The sequence below is a fragment of the Halosegnis longus genome, assembly GCF_009663395.1.
GTDB classification, from domain to species: Archaea; Halobacteriota; Halobacteria; order Halobacteriales; family Haloarculaceae; genus Halosegnis; species Halosegnis longus.
This window is the reverse complement of record NZ_QKNW01000001.1, coordinates 2,347,916-2,364,228: the sequence shown is the minus strand read 5'-3', so window position 1 is coordinate 2,364,228 and position 16,313 is coordinate 2,347,916. Positions and strand designations below refer to the sequence as shown.

The window sequence follows — 16,313 nt, the reverse complement described above, 5'->3', positions numbered from 1 at the left end:
ACCCAATCATGGATTCAAACGAACTCCGTGCTGATATCCCTGCGCTGCAGGAAGATACATATCTGAACTTCGGCGCTCACGGACCGAGCCCAGAGTATGTTGTGAATGCCGCTAGTGAGTTCATCCAGTCCCACGAGTACGAGACAAATAGCCGAAGAGATCCGTATGAGGTCGCGTTCGAAACGTATGATAACGTGCGTGGCCGGACTGCTGACTTCATTGGTGCCAATCCGAGTGAGGTTGCGCTGACCGAGAGTACATCTGCTGGAATCAACGCAATTGCAAACGCAATTGACTGGGAGCCAGGAGACACTGTCGTTCGGACAGATCTTGAACATCCAGCAGTAACCCTTCCATGGCAGCGATTAGCTCAAAGGGGCGTCAACGTCGAAGTAATCGAAACTGAAGATGGGCGAGTCGACGTCGATACGTTCATCGACGCCGTCAGAGGAGCGAGGTTAGTGTGTTTTAGTGCGATTACTTGGACGCATGGCACGCAATTACCTGTCGCAGAGCTCGTGGAGATTGCTCATGATGCTGGCACATTCGTCCTCGTTGATGCTGTGCAAGTGCCAGGGCAGCTTCCGATGGATGTCAAGGAATGGGGAGCCGATGCCGTTGCAGCCGCCGGTCACAAATGGCTCCTCGGGCTGTGGGGTGGTGGAATACTGTATGTCGACCACCAAGCTGCAGAGAAGCTCCACCCCTCGAGTATCGGTTACCGGGGCGTTGAAACACCAACTTCGGACCCGTACGAGTTTTCCCCGGGCGCTCGTCGGTTCGAAGTCGGGTCAGCAAATCCGGCTTCACATGTTGCGCTGGCCGAAGCGATTGATGTAATTGATGAGGTCGGCGTCCACCGCATTGCAGACCGGATTCAGATGCTGTCCAAGCAGTTGATTGATGGAGTGCCTGACGAACAACTCCACAGCCCGATCGATCCAGAGTCTGGACTTGTGACAATCGAAGTCGAGGACCCAGAACGGACGGTAAATCGACTCAGTTCGAGGGGCATTGTTGTTCGGTCGTTGCCCTCACCGAACGCAATCCGTGCATCAGTCCATGCTGTGAATACATCTACCGAGATTGCGGATTTGGTAAGCGGGCTGGAGACAGAGTGGGACTGAGGAGGCCCGTGTACCCGCGTTGAGATATTCTCGCTCTTTCTTGATTACACGTATGCACTTCTTTACTCACTACTTCAATCGATTGAGCAGAGACAGCGACAGTGTGCTGGTGTATAGCCGCATCGACAGGGTAGACACACTGGCAAAATAATTAAGTTCGATAGATGTAAGCGAGTAAGTGCAGATCACAGTTCGGGCAACGTCAGAGGAAGTTTGCGACGTCCAACCGACATGGCACTTGGATCATAATCCCCCTGAGTGCCCTTCGAGACGTACAAATTCTGCAGATGCGATTCTCCTTTGATATTCTCCTACCCCTGGAGGGGTGGGCTTCCGCTCGCTACGTGTCATCCAGCTCTTGATTCATGAACCCGACAGTATGGAGGGTACGGCTCCAGAACGCCGACAATGGGAGGAATCTGTAATCTAGTAGTTAGACGAGCAGCTGAATATCCGCATCGGCCATATCTTGGAGTGCGGTTGCTGCACCAACGCCAGTAGTCACACCGTCATAGAAGTCCTGCTCGTCATAGTCCATGAGGTCGATAGTCATCTGGCAGGCTTGGAACTCAACACCCATATCGAGGCTTGTTTCGATGAGCTCCTCGATCGTTGCAGTGTCGTTGTCGTCGATCTTCCGCTCCATCATCTTGGTGGTGACCCGATCCATCCCGGGAAGCGCAGCAACTGCGTTCGGAACAGGCATGTTGGGGTTCCCGACAGAGCTGAGCTTGAGGTTCTTCGAGCGCTCTTCGTGCAGGATATCCAGTCCCCAGAATGTGTGGAAGACCGTTACTTCGTAGCCGAAGGCAGCCGCAGTGCTGGCAAGGATGAGCGGAGGGTACGCCATATCAAGCGTTCCCTTTGTCGCGATGATACTCATCTTCTTTTGACCTTCCTCATCGGTGGCGTCTGCCAGCGCAGCCTCAAGCTCGTCAACGCGCGCGGCTAGCTCCGCACGCGATGGCGCGTCGCTGGTCGGCGCGTCAGGGGTGTCCGTACTCATTATTACTCGGTCTTACGCACGTAGTGCTTGTACACGGTATCGCCCTCTTGCTGTTCGATGAGTTCGACGCCATCGGTACCATCTGCCCAGCCGTCAATATCGCTCATACTCCCCGAGTCCGTTGCCAGGACCTCAAGCACCTCTCCCTGACTGAGACCATCGATCGTAGATTTGGTCTTTACGACCGGCATCGGGCACGATTCACCTTTCACATCAAGCGTCTCCGCAATATCGAATTCTACACTCATTGGTTATCTGCTCCGTTAGTCTGTATTGGAGCTATCACACAATATTGGCCTTGGGAGTAAAAGCATATCGATTATTGTGCACTACGCGGATTCCTATCTAAGCGGGATAAACGTATTATATGCTGTTCAGAACCGCTTAGGGCTGGCTTCTGGGATTCAGAAGCAATGCTAATTGGATATAGTATTGCTTAGAAACTGAATTACTATGCAAACCCTTTTGTGCATCCCACCGGTAGAAATGACTGCACAAGATGAACGCAGACGACTTCCCGACTCCGGATGTCGAGGTCGAATCAATCGACCCAGAATCGCTCAAAGATCGCATTGACGCCGGCGAGGACATCACGCTCCTCGACGCGCGTATGCAATCGGATTACGATGAGTGGCGGATTAGCGGCGAAAACGTCACGTCGATCAATATCCCCTACTTCGAGTTCCTCGACGATGAGGTCGACACTGAGGTGTTCAGCCAGATACCGGACGACCGTGAGATAACGGTACTTTGTGCCAAGGGTGGTGCCAGCGAATACGTTGCAGGTACGCTCGCGGAACACGGATACGATGTTGATCATCTCGAGGACGGCATGAACGGCTGGGCCAGTATCTATGAAGCCGTTGAGGTCGAACGATACGACGGGCAGGGGACCCTCATCCAGTACCAGCGTCCATCTTCGGGATGTCTCGGATATCTCCTATACGATGACGATGAAGCTGCCATCATCGACCCGTTGCGCGCCTTCACCGATCGCTACCTCGATGATGCCGATGAGTTCGGTGTCGATCTCAAGTATGCATTCGACACGCACGTCCACGCGGATCACATCTCTGGAGTACGCGACCTAGACGACCGTGGGGTTGAGGCGGTCATCCCCGAGGCCGCTGTCGGCCGTGGCATCGTCTATGCGGATGAGTTCACAACAGCTGCCGATGGTGATACATTCGACATCGGCAACGCGACCATCGAGGCGATTCATACACCAGGCCACACGACTGGGATGACCTCCTACCTCGTTGACGATAGCCTGCTCGCCACTGGTGATGGATTGTTCATCGAGAGCGTTGCTCGTCCGGACCTCGAGGAAGGAGATGACGGAGCGCCCGACGCTGCTCGGATGCTATACGAGTCGCTACAGGAGCGTGTCCTCTCGCTCCCCGATGAGACGCTGATCGGTGGAGCACACTTCAGCGACGCCGCCGAACCGGCAGCTGACGGTACATACACAGCACCGATTGGCGACCTCGTTACCGAAATGGACGCTCTGACAATGGACAAAGAGGCGTTTGTCGAGCTGGTCCTCTCCGACATGCCACCACGGCCAGCGAACTATGAGGATATTATTGCTACGAATCTCGGCAAAAACCCTGTCGACGATGACGAAGCGTTCACGCTTGAGCTCGGACCAAACAACTGCGCCGCAAGCCAGGACTCACTCGCGGGGGACTGACGACGCCAATGGTCACTGACGTAGTACTGCTCCAAGCAGCCGCCGAATTCTTCCCAAATGGGATTAGTCGCTACGCCGTCGGTGGCCTCCTTGTTGGGCTTGGGACCGTTCTCATCTATCTCGGAACGGGGATTCCAGCCGGAGCGAGTACATTCTTAGAGTCGACGTTATCGTACGTTTCCGACCAATCGCGGTTCCAACAGTATGTCGCCTCAAGAGACTGGCGAGTACTGTTCACGGCAGGCATCATTCTTGGAGCGCTAGCGTTTGCCGCGACGTTCCAGTCCGGTCTCATCACAAGTCCGCTGTATGAGCCCGGAACGACCGGCCAGCTGTACGAGGTCGCTGGCGTCACACTCTGGACGACCGATATCCAGCCGTGGCGCCTCTTCTTTGGTGGCATCCTCGTGGGTATCGGCACCCGCGTTGGGAAGGGATGTACGTCGGGCCACGGAGTCTGCGGGGTCGGATCAGCATCGAAGACATCGTTAGTGGGCGTATTGACGTTCCTGACTGTTGCAATCGGCACGGCACAGGTCGTCGCAGCCCTGGGGGTGAGCCCATGAGTAACCGGCATCCGTTGTTCAAGCCGCTGATTTTTGTTGGCGGCTTAGTGTTCGGATTCGGACTCGGGTTTAGCCATATGGCACGCCCAGAGGTCGTAGTGAACTTCCTCCTATTCGAGGATTTGGGGCTTCCGTTCGTGATGTTCGGAGCGGCAATCGTCTCCGGCATCGCGTTCGCCCTACTGCCGCGCATCCGAGAAACCGCACCGCTCACCGGAAACCGATACGAGCGACGCTTGAAGCCGTTTGATCGTAATGTGCTCATCGGTGGCGCAATCTTTGGCGTCGGGTGGGGACTCTCAGGAATTTGTCCCGGTGCCGCCTATGCTAGTCTCGGTGTTGGTAATATCACCATTCTCTGGGCACTGGCAGGGATGTTCCTCGGTGCGTATGCCCAAGGCTACTGGCGGAGTCGCCGTGCAGAGCGGGACTCTACCGCAGTTAGCGCGGATTAATTCCCGATTCTATGGATTTCGCTCTTATCGCTCTCTTTGTTGCTGCAGCGCTCGCTAGCCTGTTCATGGCATGGGTCATCGGTGCTGGCTCAAGCGGTGCAACCCCGTTTGCACCTGCCGTTGGCGCGAATGCAATCGCAACGATGCGGGCGGCGTTTCTTGTTGGGATCTTCGGCTTTGCCGGAGCCGTTATTCAAGGGGGGAGTATCTCAGAAGCAGTTGGAAGTGGTCTCATCGGTGGGGTTAGTCTCCCCATTGCTGGTGTGATTCTTGTACTGGTGTTGGGAGCTGGACTGATGGCTATCGGAATCCTGACTGGATACCCGATTGCGACAGCATTTACTGTGACGGGCGCAGTGATTGGTGTCGGACTAGCTCTCGGGGGGACCCCTGTGTGGGTAAAGTATCAGCAGATTGCCGCCGTCTGGGTACTTACACCATTTGTCGGCGGAGGAGTCGCATTCGTTATCGCAAGTCTACTCCCTCGCGAAACGGTTCCAGAACGCTACAGTATCCCGATACTCGTCGCTCTCGTCGGAGCAGTTCTTGTGAATATTCAGTTCAGCTTCCTTGGTGTCGGGACTACACCGGGGACGATTAGCGGGGTTATACGACGGGGACTAGCGATGGAGGGGGTTGGGTCGGTCACTGGAATCACTGCAATTGTCTCACTTGTGCTTGCAGGTCTTACCTGGTTCGACATCCGCCACGACAGAGCCAGCGGCCTGCGACACGTCTTACTGAGCCTTGGGGCGCTCGTCGCATTTTCTGCCGGTGGCAGTCAGGTCGGGCTTGCTGTTGGACCACTGTTGCCCCTGCTCGATGAGGTTGGAATGGTGCCGACCTCTGTTGTCCTTGTTGGCGGCGGCCTGGGTATGCTCATCGGCTCTTGGACAGGCGCACCCAGGATGATTAAATCGCTTGCGCAAGATTACTCATCGCTTGGGCCACGCCGGTCGATATCTGCACTCGTGCCGTCGTTCCTCATCGCCCAACTTGCGGTCTTGTTGGGTGTCCCAGTGTCTTTCAACGAGATCGTCGTTAGTGCTATTATTGGTAGTGGCGCAGCGGTCGGAGGGCGAGCGGCCATAGATGCACGGAAGATTCTCATGACAGTAGGCGCGTGGGCTGGGTCGTTCGCTCTGTCATTCAGCCTCGCATATCTCGCTGGAATGATCCTAGTGTGAAACTCATCATCTAATATAGTATCATCAAACCAATCCTTTGTTATCAACTGACTACACGTACACCGCTATTATCCTCCGAACCTCACAAGCAATCCACAGATTCGATTTTACAACCCTGCAGAGAGACTTTCGTCGGCCCGGTGTCTATGAGTTTGATATAACTTACTGCTTCCCGCGCTGGATAGTATTGTGCAAAAGTTCCAAAACTGTTATACCCTACCACCGGTTACGCGGAAATGAGTAGTAAACCATGAAATGCACAATACTGCCAACGGTGGTGGCGAATGTTCGGACTTGAAACTGCAAGTGGCATTGACGGTGCCATGCTTGTCGTCGGAGTTGTATTGCTAGAGGCTATTGTCCTGTATCTGGGCTATGGCCTACTTGAGCGCGTCTTTGGCAAGACTATCATCAACGCGGTGAGTCGCCAAGAATGATTGAATTACTCGGAAGCCCAGCGCCTCTGCTCGCCCTGTTTGTAGGCTTTGGCGTTCTCATTGGGCTGTTATTCGGCTTCTTTGGCATGGGTGGCTCATTCTTAGTGACCCCTGCACTGCTGGTGATGGGGTACAAGACAGATGTCGCCGTCGCGTCTGGGCTCGCGTTCGTGTTTGCAACGTCCGTCATTGCAACACTCAAACACCGAGATCTCGGGCAGGTGGACTACAAGCTCGGTGTGCTCATGATTGCTGGAACCACAGCCGGCATTGAAGTGGGCAAAATCGGCCTTCATTTCCTCCAAGGAATGGGCCTCGCTGATACTGTTGTGAGCATCATCTACGTCGGGTTATTGGGCGGGATTGGTGCGTTCATCACCTATCAGGCGACCAAGGGGGACAGTAGTGGTGGCATCAGTCACGATGCCGACGCTGAGGCTGACGCAGAGGATATCCCGGAGATTGCCAAGAAGATTCAATCCTATCGGGTTCCCCCGATGATGAGTCTTCGAGGTGGCATCACCGTCTCCCTATGGATGATTCTGGGTGTTGCATTCGTAACCGGACTCCTTTCCGGATTCCTCGGTGTCGGTGGTGGCTTCATTCGGATGCCAGCTCTGTTCTACCTCATCGGGGTCCCCGTCCCGATTGCAGTCGGCACAGACCTGTTCGAGATCGTCTTCTCGGGAGGGATCGGGAGCTTCCTCTATGCAATGGACGGAGCAGTGAACCTCTCGATTGTTGTACCGCTACTCGCAGGGAGTGCGCTAGGTGCGCGACTTGGTGCAGGAGCAACGAGCCTCGTCAACGAAGACGAAATCAAGGTCTACTTCGGGGTGATGTTACTCTTGGGAGCACTCGCCGTTGCCGTCCGCAAGGTTGGGAACGTCATGGATATACCAGTCCTGCAGACTGTCTCGCTGGTTATCATCCTTGGTGCTGCCACACTGGTCGCTGGTGCCGTCGTTGTCAGTTCGATTCAGGCACTTCGTTCAGAAGAAACGCCAACACCTAACGCGGCAGACTAAGAATAAATTTCACCGCAGCTATTCTCACCTGACGGCTTGTGCGCGTATGTGTGCAGTCTGCGCACAAGTCTTTTATTGGCGTGAGACGTACTGTACAGTGATAACAATGCCAGATTCAATGTCTGAACAACTCCGTCGAGACATGGAGTGTGAGGGACTCCTCGAATGTTTCCACGGACTGAAAGAGCTTGACAAGGACTGCTTCCGGGCGCTCGTCGAATCCGACGATGCACTAACCGTTGATGAAATCGCAGACGCTGTCGAACGGGAGCGTTCGACCGCCTATCGGGCAGTTCAGCGGCTATTGCAAACCGGCTTCATTCAGAAGAACCAGATTAACTACGACCAAGGCGGCTACTATCACGTCTACTCGCCGACGGACCCGTCGGAAATCGCAGACGACATGCAGCGACTGCTTAACGACTGGTATGCCAAGATGGGCCAGCTCATTCAGGAGTTTGAAACGAAGTATGAGCAGTCTGAAACGGCGGTCCCTGCTGCTGAGAGCTAATCGCTGTCTTTCTCTTGGACGTTAACAGAGGCGCGCGGTGGGCATACATCTCACTCCCGATTCAGAGATATCCGCAGAAGTTGATTGAACCGATTGAATGTGTATAGTATTGTGATTACTACACACAAGTCTTAATTCATACCAGTGCATACTAACTGGTGATGACGATAGAGACAAGTGCCGAGACTGGCGCATCGACTGCGAATGAATCACTCCACATTAGTGGCAAGTCCGAACTTGACGAGATCATCGCGGAACATGACGTAGTCCTTGCTGATTTCTACGCTGACTGGTGTGGGCCGTGCCAGATGCTCGAACCGATTGTCAAGAAGTTAGCCGCCGACACGGGTGCTACCGTCGCGAAAGTTGATGTCGATGCAAACCAACAACTCGCTGCGGCTTACGGCGTTCGAGGGGTTCCCACCCTTGTCCTGTTTGCCGATGGTGAACAGGTTGAGGAAATTGTCGGTCTTCAGGGCGAAGACCAACTCCGAACGCTCATCGACACCTACACCGAGTAAATGACTCAGGATACCCACGATCTCGTCATCGCCGGTTCGGGAGTCGCCGGGCTCTCGGCGGCGGTCTATGCCGCGCGGGCCGACCTCGATCCGCTCGTGCTGGAGGGTGACGAGCCGGGCGGTCAGCTCACGCTCACGACCGATGTTGAGAACTATCTCGGATTTCCCGAGGGGGTCGGTGGGATGGAGCTGATTCAGCGCGGCAAGGAGCAGGCCGAGCAGTTCGGCGCCGAGTTCCAGCATGGAAGCATCGAGGCCGCCGACTTGGACGGCCAGCCGCTGGAGCTGTCGCTGTCGACCGGGGATACAGTCTACACGCAGGCGTTGATCGTCGCCACTGGCGCGAGCGCTCGCTGGGTCGGCGCCGAGAACGAAGGCGAACTGATGGGCCAAGGCCTCTCGACATGTGCGACATGTGACGGCGCGTTCCACCGCGGCAACGACGTCCTCGTGGTCGGCGGCGGCGACAGCGCAATGGAGGAAGCGTTGTTCCTCGCGAAGTTCGCCGACTCCGTGACGGTCGTCCACCGCCGCGAAGAGCTGCGGGCATCGGAGATCATGGCCGACCGTGCTCGTGACCATGACGACGTCCAGTTCCGTTGGAACGCGGAGCTCGAAGCCATCCACGGTTCCCAAGAGGAGGGCGTGACCGGTGCCACGCTCGTCTCCCATCCCGAGGGATATCCCAGAGAGAAGGCTGAGTCCAGTATCGGTGTCGAACGCGAGACGGTCGACGTCGGCGGCGTGTTCTACGCCGTTGGCCACACGCCGAACACGCAGTTCCTCGACGGCACCGGCGTCGAACAAGATGAGGACGGCTACGTCTTCACACAGACTGACGAGGCTGGGCGGCCCACAGCCCAGACAACCGTTGAGGGGGTGTTCGCTGCTGGCGACGTTGCTGACCCCCGCTACCGGCAGGCGATCACGTCCGCCGGCACCGGGAGTATGGCTGCCCTCGATGCCGAGGAGTTTCTCGAGACGCGACAGAATTTAGATGAATCGTCCGCTACCGCACCAGCTCGCCCGGAACAATCCGCACCATGATTTCCAAGTTTTCTACGGTACTCGTCCGTAGTACCGCTGAGTCCGTTATTTAGTTCGTGTTCACGGAATCTGGGAACGGGTATCATCGTCACTCAGGCAGAGCCCCGACTACCGCTGAGATTGCAGCTTTCGATGGGTCTGTGCTCTCAAAGACTTGCTCGTCGGAAATACCTAAAAAGAACTCCTGCTCGCCCTCAACGTATTCCAGAATTGTGCCCACCAATGCTTCAGAATCCTGGTGGACCATCCGCTGGAAGTAGGAACCTTCTCGCTCCAGATTCGATTGAACGTACTCGGAACGGGTGTTCAACACGAGTGCGATGAGCGTTCCTCCAGGAGCGAGTACGCGTGTCGCTTCTGCAAGGACTGCATCAGTATCGGGAATGAATTCGAGTGTTGATACAAAAACGACGGTATCAACCGACGCCGTTGTAACGGGGAGCGTGGTCGCATCGCCGAGTACGAACGGTGCAGAAAATCGTTCTTGGGCTGCCTGAATCATCGCCTCCGAGCAATCCACTCCGATTATTTCATGCTCGGGAAGACGTTGTTCGAGCGAGCCGATGCCGCATCCAACGTCCAAAGATCGGTCGTCGGCCCCGACATACTGTTTCACGTACGCGGCCTCGTGGTCCATGACTGCCGTCCCGAAATCACTCTCACAGAATCGAATGAAGCTCTCGACATCACTCATATTGTGCTCGTATTTTTGTCTTGATGTGTGATTTGCCGCCCACCACCAAACTTGACTCGGCGGCTCTAATCGAGAGCTCGTTTGGCTTGTTATGTCTTTTCCATTTGTAACGGATCAGATGTCGAGGTAGCGGTGACTAGTCGCAAGAACTGCCCCGCGTTCGTGAGGAGTTTGTTTTCGGCCTTCCGGAGGTGTTCTTCGTAGGTGGAACGAGCGACGGCTGTCTGTTCGGCCAAATCTCGGAGAGAGGTCTTCCGCGGTTGCTCGTAGTACCCACGTTCTAGTGCTAACTGGAGTGCCGCTAGCTGTCGATCGGTGAGGTCCTCAAACAGTTGACCTGCCGGTGCCAGCATGCTGTGGGGGATCTGGGTCTCCGAAATCGAGGTCTTCGAGAGCAGTTCGATCTCCCTGTCGGAGCGCAGACTATCGAGTAGCTCTCGGATGTCTTCACCATCGAATGCGACTACCGTGTAGTGTTCCCAGCCTTGGCGGTAGATGGTCGGCGACTGATACAGGCAGTTGTGCTCTTCAAATCGGTCGATGATGGACTCTTCCAGTGAACAGAGACACGACTGCGTGACGACATGATACCCGTCTTCGTCCTCCGATTCGTGGAGGACGGTCCCTAACTGATTGATTTCATCGAGTAGCTCGTTAGTCGGCGTTGCCTCAGAGCTAATTTCGAGCACTTGGCAGTCACTCAGCGGCCACTCGCGTATCGTCAAATCCGGATGGCGCTCTGAGATTTCTCGGTACGGACACTCGTGTTTGACCCGTATCGAGGCCTCGTACAGGCTCATACGACCAACTTTGAGCTGGTCTAAATTAACAGTGCCGGTCATGTCCTGCAGTGTCTATATACTAATATACCTACTATTCAGGAACACCGATGCAGGAAATCACACCGGAAGAACTCAGCGAACAATTGCGAAATGATGATGACGAGCCGGTCATCCTCGATATTCGCCACGAAGCGGATTTCGAGGACTGGCATATCCCCGGCAGCATCAACGTCGATATCTACGAGCAATTAACAGACGATCCTGAACAAGCCAAGGAAGCCCTCTCAGATCTTCCCCGTGACGAGCGAATCGTCACTGTCTGTGCCGCAGGCGTCGTTTCTCAAACCGCGACAGAAGTCCTCCAAGAGCTGGACTATGATGCGGTGACTCTCACCGATGGGATGAACGGCTGGAGCCGTGTTCACCGGCACGCAGAGGTGCCCGCTGATCTCGAAGACACGCTCATTCAAATTGCACGCCCGGGGAAGGGCTGCCTCTCGCACGTTCTCGTTTCAAATGGTGACGCAGTCGTCTTCGACCCGTCACACTATCTCGACGAATACGAGGCGATCCTGGACGAATACGACGCCGAACTCGTCGGGATGTTCGACACGCACGCCCACGCCGACCACGTCTCGGGTGCGGCGGAACTCGCCGACCGTCACAACGTCCCCTACTATCTCCACTCGAAGGATGCACTCGCCGTCGACGCGACGCCGGTCGAGGATGGAGAGACCGTCTCAGTCGGCAGTCTCGACATCGAGGTCATTCACACGCCGGGACACAGCGAGGGGAGCGTCTCGTTCGACATTGACGGCGCTGCCCTGATGACGGGCGATACGCTCTTTCACGAGAGCGTGGGACGTGTCGAACTTGGCGTTGAAGCTGGGATTGAAGATTCTGACATCGAGGAAAACGCTGCGACGCTCTACGAAAGCCTCCAGCGGTTGTTGGACAGACCGAACGATGCAGTTGTCTTGCCAGCACACGACCCTGGCTCACCTGAACCACCGGTAACCGCGACGCTTGCGGAGGTCAAGGGACGGAACGACGACCTTGGTCGCGACCGGGAGGGGTTCGTCCGCGACCTCGCAGCGGATATCCCGGATCATCCGCCGAATTTCGAGCGCGTCAAACGGACGAACGTCGGACAGGAATCGGTCCCGACCGACGAACTAGCCAAACTGGAACTGGGCCCTAACAACTGCGCTGCTGAATGAACCTATGAGTACGGGAACACAAATCAAACAAGGAATCCGCGAGCACTTCGGACAGTTCTCACTCCACGTCCTGCTGGTATTCGCCACCGGCCTGACCATCGGGTCCGAACGGACTGTCGTTCCCGTTCTGGGCGAAGAGGTACTCGGCGTTGAGTCGTTCTTACTTATCGGTTCGTTCGTCGTCTCGTTCGGAATCGTGAAATCGATTCTCAATCTCTACGCTGGCAAATGGGGGGAGGAGTACGGTCGCAAGCCGGTACTCGTCGCCGGGTGGGCGACGGCACTCCCCCTGCCAATTATCCTCATCTTCGCTCCGAGCTGGGGGTGGATTACCGTCGGGAACATTCTGCTGGGTATCAACCAAGCGTTGACGTGGAGCATGGCTATCAACGCGAAAATCGACCTCGCAGGACCTGACCAGCGTGGCCTTGCAGTCGGCATTGACGAATCGTTCGGCTACACTGGTGTCGCCGTTGGGGCATGGCTCACAGGCGTTATTGCCAGTCAGTGGAGTCTCCGGCCAGAGCCGTTCTACTTCTTGGCTGTCGTCGTCGTGCTGGCGTTCCTCATCTCGATTTTCCTGATTAACGAGACTGTCCAGTACGCCCAAGCCGAAGGTGACGACGACCACCACGACGCGAACCTGCCGTTCAACGAGGTAGTGAAGCGGGCGACCTACGGTGACAAGACGCTGTTCGCTGCGGCTCAGGCTGGACACATTGAGAACTTTGTAGACACGCTGTTCTGGATCGCCGTCCCGTTGTATCTGGTAAGCCAGGGTCTTGGTATCGCGGCTGTCGGTGTCGTCATCGGTGTCCACAGCGCGATGTACTTCCTCCAGATTGCGACCGGGGGACTTGCTGACCGTATTGGTCGCCGTCCGCCTGTTGTTTGGGGGATGTTTCTCGCAGGAGCCGGCGTCCTCGGAATGGTACTCGTTGAGGGGTACATCGCGTGGGCTGTCTTGGCTGCCATCTCCGGTCTCGGTATGGCGTTGCTGTATCCGAACCTGATGACTGTGCCGAGCGACGCCGCCCACCCGACGTGGCGGTCGGAAGGGATGGGCGTCTACCGAATGTGGCGTGACTCCGGCTATGCTGTCGGAGCCATCCTAATCGGACTCTCGATGGAGTTTGTGAATGCCGAGGCTGCATTCTATATGACCGCACTCTTGATGTTCGTGTCTGGTGCAGTCGTGTATGTCTGGATGGAAGAGACCCACCCCGAGTTCGGGACCCACGAGCCACCTTCACCTGCTTCGGAAGCGCCCTCAACCATCTCTCAAGATTAATTTAGCCCAGATTAATCCGTCGAGTTAATCACCGTGCGGGCCTTTCGCTACCCCCGCAAGAATCGAAGTTCAACGACCGCCCCTTCCGGTTCGTTATCTTTGATACTCATTGATCCACCACTATTTGTCGCCATCCACCGCACGAACCACAGTGTGATGAGTTGGGCTATACGGAGTCAGAGTTAATCGGAAGAGAGTCTGGGAACTGGACCCGACAGTTGAGTCCTCGGAGGCGAGATCCTTCTGGACGGGCCTCTCGATAGACCCCCCACGACGATTTGAAGGGAAGCTGGAACGAAAGGACGGATCGACATTCCCAATCGAGATTCATCTCATCCGCTTAGATCTGGACGGTAATGATCGATTTGTGGCAATGGACCGTGATATCACCGACCAGCAGGAACGGGAAGAAAGACTCAGACGACAAAACGAACGATTGGATTGCTTCACTAGTGTCGTAAGTCATGACCTCCGGAACCCACTACTGGTTGCGGGAGGTCGATTAGAACTCCTCAAAGAAGACTGTGACAGCGAGCATATTGAAGACATTGAGCATGCGCTGAATCGGATGGATGCACTGATTGAGGATCTGCTTACTCTCGCACAAGATGGGAATACAGCGATGGAACGTGAAGCAGTCGAGCTAAAAACGCTTGTGCAGACCTGTTGGGAGACGGTGGCAACACAGAATGCGTCACTCGAAATCGAGACCGACCGTACGGTTCATGCCGACCGTAATCAGCTCCAGCAGGTTTTCGAGAATCTAATTCGCAACGCTGTCGACCGCGGTGGTAGTGACGTCACGATAACTGTCGGAGATCTCGATGATGGGTTCTATATCGCGGACGATGGCGAGGGAATCCCAGAAGACAATCTGGGATCAATTTTTGACGCGGGCTATTCGACAGCCACGGACGGCACCGGATTTGGGCTAAGTATTGTCGAACAAATCGTAGAGACACACGGCTGGCAAATCGCAGTCAAGGAAAGCCAAGCTGGTGGGGCCCGGTTCGAAATTTCAGACGTGGCCCAATAGCTGTCCGTTATGAAAGAGTCCTACTGAGTCGGAATCACAGGTTGCTACGTTGTTACCCCCATAGTTGCTGGTGACTCTCTCTAGCTGATTTGAGGGCGATTCTCCGGTCGGAATGAGTAGCCCTTGTTATTCTCCGAGCGAGCTGTACATCACTGATAATGATGAGGACTGAGCGAATTGTGAGCGCTGGTTGATGAGTGACTCTATCGAGGGCACGGTGATGCCGATACACGCAGAGGGTGCGTCAATGATGACGCTGATTCGTTGACGCCGTTGTCATCGGCTGTGGCATGAGTTTCTTTCTGGTGCCCAAGGTTCAGGCAGTTCGACCGAATTCCACTCTTGAGCCGTATTTGGGCCGATTCGTTGCAAGCGGTCGTGGATGAATAATCCAAGCGAGCGGCTTACGTTGCTTTTGAAAATCGCTAAAATCCGCACTTCTATCCGGAAAATAGCTGTATTATAAACGCATTCTCAGAATAAGGAACTATTAGAAGCCACCACCGGGTTTGCTGCACCTTAGCTGAATTTGGGGCTATACCTTCTGTAAGCCCGATAATGCCTCGTATGTGACTATCTCATTCCGAGGCGGCTTACATATAGCCTAACTCTCTGAGATTCTCGAGGATTTCCTCGTCTGAAATCGCCTCGTCAGTTGCCTCATCCAAGGCTTCGTTGCGCTGTTTCCGGATGCTGAGGAGTTGCCTCGCAGTTCTGAGCTTGTAACTGGTGTCTGGATCGTCGATATCCTGCTGAACTTCGGTAAGTAGTTGTTCAATCTGTGTAAGCGTATCTTTGTCCATTCTGTCCAAAAACAGGAGGTTAGCACACAATAGTGATTGGTAACCGGAATCAAACGTTTTCATGAACAATCATATTGGACGATGTAACAGTAGATAGTAGCGCGGTTTCTTTATTCAGAATCCTCCGCGAAACTGGATCAGGGCGATTCGGTCACTACACGTGCGAACTTTCGATGAGTCTTCGGTGTGTTGGATAGATAGTGAAATAGCGAAACAGCTATGAGCCGACGTTCGTTACTTTCGATATGGCCGTTCTCGTGCCTTTCGATGGGTCTGTACTGGCTAAAAGCGCTCTTTTCCACGGAGGGCGAGCTGCGGAGCTTGATGGGACTCCACTGCTCGCAGCCACGGTAATTCCAGTAAACAACACAGAGTATGCCGACAAGAAGGGGTGGATAACGAGTGACGAAGAGTTCGATAAAAAACGAATCATCTCTCGACTTCGCCAACAGGTCGAAGATTGCGTTTCTAGTGCAATTTTCGAACACTTTTCTGTGGGCAGGTACGCATCAAGTGGCACGATGGCAAACCGGCTCCGCCGCGTAGCCCGTAACCGTGACGTTACATCCATATTCATTGGAAGTGACGCCGCTGGACAGGCTTTACTTGGAACAGAGAGTGTCGGCGGTCGCGTCCTTTTCGAGAAGGATTGCGATGTAGCTATTATCCGTAATCCTGTCTCAAATCTGGAAGTTGATGCCTAGTTCCTCTGTACGGACCGATCACTATCACCCGTTGACCGGCCTCCGTTCGTACCACATTCGCGCTCTCTACTTCGGCTACTCACCGCCACCAATTCTCGACCGGCTAATCGAAGATGATCAGAAGATCCATCAGCAGCGGCTGCTCGTATAACAGAGACTCGTTGCCGCCACCCAAGCACGGTGTGAGTGTTACGAAGACAGATGA

At 55.0% G+C, this 16,313-nt stretch carries 19 protein-coding genes and 1 pseudogene; 15 read left to right on the top strand and 5 right to left on the bottom strand.

Going from position 1 to position 16,313, the window contains the following annotated elements; translation table 11 throughout:
• Positions 1-8: 8 nt before the first annotated feature.
• Positions 9-1,127 (top strand): aminotransferase class V-fold PLP-dependent enzyme, encoded by a 1,119-nt coding sequence (locus tag DM818_RS12820; protein ID WP_075936349.1) that lies wholly within the window; start codon positions 9-11, stop codon positions 1,125-1,127.
• Between the two features lie 433 nt (positions 1,128-1,560).
• Here the strand turns inward: DM818_RS12820 and DM818_RS12815 are convergent, their stop codons facing one another.
• Both DM818_RS12815 and DM818_RS12810 read right to left on the bottom strand, forming a co-directional pair.
• Complete coding sequence (locus tag DM818_RS12815) at positions 1,561-2,133, bottom strand: DsrE/DsrF/DrsH-like family protein (RefSeq protein WP_153952666.1); 573 nt, start codon at positions 2,131-2,133, stop codon at positions 1,561-1,563.
• Positions 2,134-2,135: 2 nt separating this feature from the next.
• Positions 2,136-2,381, bottom strand: coding sequence for a sulfurtransferase TusA family protein (locus tag DM818_RS12810; RefSeq protein ID WP_075936351.1), 246 nt, complete (start codon positions 2,379-2,381; stop codon positions 2,136-2,138).
• A gap of 251 nt (positions 2,382-2,632) precedes the next feature.
• Here DM818_RS12810 and DM818_RS12805 point away from each other — a divergent pair, with 251 nt between their 5' ends.
• The 9 genes from DM818_RS12805 to DM818_RS12770 all read left to right on the top strand — a co-directional run bounded on the left by DM818_RS12805 (position 2,633) and on the right by DM818_RS12770 (position 9,578).
• Positions 2,633-3,826, top strand: coding sequence for an MBL fold metallo-hydrolase (locus DM818_RS12805; protein WP_075936352.1), 1,194 nt, complete (start codon positions 2,633-2,635; stop codon positions 3,824-3,826).
• A gap of 8 nt (positions 3,827-3,834) precedes the next feature.
• Positions 3,835-4,392 (top strand): YeeE/YedE family protein, encoded by a 558-nt coding sequence (locus DM818_RS12800; protein WP_075936353.1) that lies wholly within the window; start codon positions 3,835-3,837, stop codon positions 4,390-4,392.
• Positions 4,389-4,847, top strand: a complete 459-nt coding sequence (locus DM818_RS12795) for a YeeE/YedE family protein (protein ID WP_075936354.1) — start codon at positions 4,389-4,391, stop codon at positions 4,845-4,847. Before DM818_RS12800 ends, DM818_RS12795 begins: the two co-directional genes overlap by 4 nt.
• Before the next feature lie 11 nt (positions 4,848-4,858).
• The gene (locus DM818_RS12790; RefSeq protein WP_153952665.1) at positions 4,859-6,034 is read left to right on the top strand and encodes an inorganic phosphate transporter; all 1,176 of its coding nucleotides are present in this window, start codon (positions 4,859-4,861) and stop codon (positions 6,032-6,034) included.
• Positions 6,035-6,318: 284 nt separating this feature from the next.
• Positions 6,319-6,471: a DUF7512 family protein gene (locus tag DM818_RS15435; RefSeq protein ID WP_449272347.1), complete on the top strand. Its 153-nt coding sequence runs from the start codon at positions 6,319-6,321 to the stop codon at positions 6,469-6,471.
• Positions 6,468-7,499, top strand: coding sequence for a sulfite exporter TauE/SafE family protein (locus tag DM818_RS12785; RefSeq protein WP_153952664.1), 1,032 nt, complete (start codon positions 6,468-6,470; stop codon positions 7,497-7,499). Before DM818_RS15435 ends, DM818_RS12785 begins: the two co-directional genes overlap by 4 nt.
• 106 nt (positions 7,500-7,605) lie before the next feature.
• The gene (locus DM818_RS12780; RefSeq protein ID WP_075936356.1) at positions 7,606-8,010 is read left to right on the top strand and encodes a helix-turn-helix domain-containing protein; all 405 of its coding nucleotides are present in this window, start codon (positions 7,606-7,608) and stop codon (positions 8,008-8,010) included.
• A gap of 161 nt (positions 8,011-8,171) precedes the next feature.
• Positions 8,172-8,531 (top strand): thioredoxin, encoded by a 360-nt coding sequence (trxA, locus tag DM818_RS12775; RefSeq protein ID WP_075936357.1) that lies wholly within the window; start codon positions 8,172-8,174, stop codon positions 8,529-8,531.
• Positions 8,532-9,578 (top strand): NAD(P)/FAD-dependent oxidoreductase, encoded by a 1,047-nt coding sequence (locus DM818_RS12770; protein WP_075936358.1) that lies wholly within the window; start codon positions 8,532-8,534, stop codon positions 9,576-9,578. It begins immediately after the preceding gene.
• A gap of 88 nt (positions 9,579-9,666) precedes the next feature.
• Here DM818_RS12770 and DM818_RS12765 read toward each other — a convergent pair whose 3' ends face one another.
• Together DM818_RS12765 and DM818_RS12760 are read right to left on the bottom strand one after the other, a co-directional pair.
• Entirely contained in the window at positions 9,667-10,272 is a 606-nt protein-coding gene (locus tag DM818_RS12765) for a class I SAM-dependent methyltransferase (protein WP_075936359.1), read from the bottom strand.
• Positions 10,273-10,361: 89 nt separating this feature from the next.
• Positions 10,362-11,072, bottom strand: coding sequence for a helix-turn-helix domain-containing protein (locus DM818_RS12760; RefSeq protein ID WP_075936360.1), 711 nt, complete (start codon positions 11,070-11,072; stop codon positions 10,362-10,364).
• An 89-nt stretch (positions 11,073-11,161) separates the two neighbouring features.
• Between DM818_RS12760 and DM818_RS12755 the strand changes: the two genes are divergently transcribed.
• The 4 genes and pseudogenes from DM818_RS12755 (at position 11,162) to DM818_RS12745 (ending at position 14,601) form a co-directional block, all read left to right on the top strand.
• Entirely contained in the window at positions 11,162-12,274 is a 1,113-nt protein-coding gene (locus DM818_RS12755) for an MBL fold metallo-hydrolase (protein ID WP_075936361.1), read from the top strand.
• A 4-nt stretch (positions 12,275-12,278) separates the two neighbouring features.
• The gene (locus tag DM818_RS12750; RefSeq protein ID WP_153952663.1) at positions 12,279-13,565 is read left to right on the top strand and encodes an MFS transporter; all 1,287 of its coding nucleotides are present in this window, start codon (positions 12,279-12,281) and stop codon (positions 13,563-13,565) included.
• A 205-nt stretch (positions 13,566-13,770) separates the two neighbouring features.
• A pseudogene (locus DM818_RS15400) lies at positions 13,771-13,923 on the top strand (hypothetical protein); the annotation flags it as partial.
• Between the two features lie 15 nt (positions 13,924-13,938).
• On the top strand, positions 13,939-14,601 hold the full coding sequence (locus DM818_RS12745) for a sensor histidine kinase (protein ID WP_197738619.1): 663 nt from the start codon (positions 13,939-13,941) through the stop codon (positions 14,599-14,601).
• Positions 14,602-15,194: 593 nt separating this feature from the next.
• Here DM818_RS12745 and DM818_RS12740 read toward each other — a convergent pair.
• Positions 15,195-15,404 carry a hypothetical protein gene (locus DM818_RS12740; protein WP_075936364.1) on the bottom strand — a complete coding sequence of 70 codons (210 nt, stop codon included), beginning with the start codon at positions 15,402-15,404 and terminating at the stop codon, positions 15,195-15,197.
• Between the two features lie 245 nt (positions 15,405-15,649).
• Here DM818_RS12740 and DM818_RS12735 point away from each other — a divergent pair, with 245 nt between their 5' ends.
• Positions 15,650-16,108, top strand: coding sequence for a universal stress protein (locus DM818_RS12735; RefSeq protein ID WP_075936365.1), 459 nt, complete (start codon positions 15,650-15,652; stop codon positions 16,106-16,108).
• The last annotated feature ends 205 nt before the right edge of the window (positions 16,109-16,313 follow it).

Bases quoted from the DNA above. Each gene is read 5' to 3' on its own strand.
- DM818_RS12820 (WP_075936349.1), top strand. From the start codon at position 9: ATGGATTCAAACGAACTCCGTGCTGATATCCCTGCGCTGCAGGAAGAT.
- DM818_RS12815 (WP_153952666.1), bottom strand. From the start codon at position 2,133: ATGAGTACGGACACCCCTGACGCGCCGACCAGCGACGCGCCATCGCGT.
- DM818_RS12810 (WP_075936351.1), bottom strand. From the start codon at position 2,381: ATGAGTGTAGAATTCGATATTGCGGAGACGCTTGATGTGAAAGGTGAA.
- DM818_RS12805 (WP_075936352.1), top strand. From the start codon at position 2,633: ATGAACGCAGACGACTTCCCGACTCCGGATGTCGAGGTCGAATCAATC.
- DM818_RS12800 (WP_075936353.1), top strand. From the start codon at position 3,835: ATGGTCACTGACGTAGTACTGCTCCAAGCAGCCGCCGAATTCTTCCCA.
- DM818_RS12795 (WP_075936354.1), top strand. From the start codon at position 4,389: ATGAGTAACCGGCATCCGTTGTTCAAGCCGCTGATTTTTGTTGGCGGC.
- DM818_RS12790 (WP_153952665.1), top strand. From the start codon at position 4,859: ATGGATTTCGCTCTTATCGCTCTCTTTGTTGCTGCAGCGCTCGCTAGC.
- DM818_RS15435 (WP_449272347.1), top strand. From the start codon at position 6,319: ATGTTCGGACTTGAAACTGCAAGTGGCATTGACGGTGCCATGCTTGTC.
- DM818_RS12785 (WP_153952664.1), top strand. From the start codon at position 6,468: ATGATTGAATTACTCGGAAGCCCAGCGCCTCTGCTCGCCCTGTTTGTA.
- DM818_RS12780 (WP_075936356.1), top strand. From the start codon at position 7,606: ATGCCAGATTCAATGTCTGAACAACTCCGTCGAGACATGGAGTGTGAG.
- trxA (WP_075936357.1), top strand. From the start codon at position 8,172: ATGACGATAGAGACAAGTGCCGAGACTGGCGCATCGACTGCGAATGAA.
- DM818_RS12770 (WP_075936358.1), top strand. From the start codon at position 8,532: ATGACTCAGGATACCCACGATCTCGTCATCGCCGGTTCGGGAGTCGCC.
- DM818_RS12765 (WP_075936359.1), bottom strand. From the start codon at position 10,272: ATGAGTGATGTCGAGAGCTTCATTCGATTCTGTGAGAGTGATTTCGGG.
- DM818_RS12760 (WP_075936360.1), bottom strand. From the start codon at position 11,072: ATGAGCCTGTACGAGGCCTCGATACGGGTCAAACACGAGTGTCCGTAC.
- DM818_RS12755 (WP_075936361.1), top strand. From the start codon at position 11,162: ATGCAGGAAATCACACCGGAAGAACTCAGCGAACAATTGCGAAATGAT.
- DM818_RS12750 (WP_153952663.1), top strand. From the start codon at position 12,279: ATGAGTACGGGAACACAAATCAAACAAGGAATCCGCGAGCACTTCGGA.
- DM818_RS12745 (WP_197738619.1), top strand. From the start codon at position 13,939: ATGGACCGTGATATCACCGACCAGCAGGAACGGGAAGAAAGACTCAGA.
- DM818_RS12740 (WP_075936364.1), bottom strand. From the start codon at position 15,404: ATGGACAAAGATACGCTTACACAGATTGAACAACTACTTACCGAAGTT.
- DM818_RS12735 (WP_075936365.1), top strand. From the start codon at position 15,650: ATGGCCGTTCTCGTGCCTTTCGATGGGTCTGTACTGGCTAAAAGCGCT.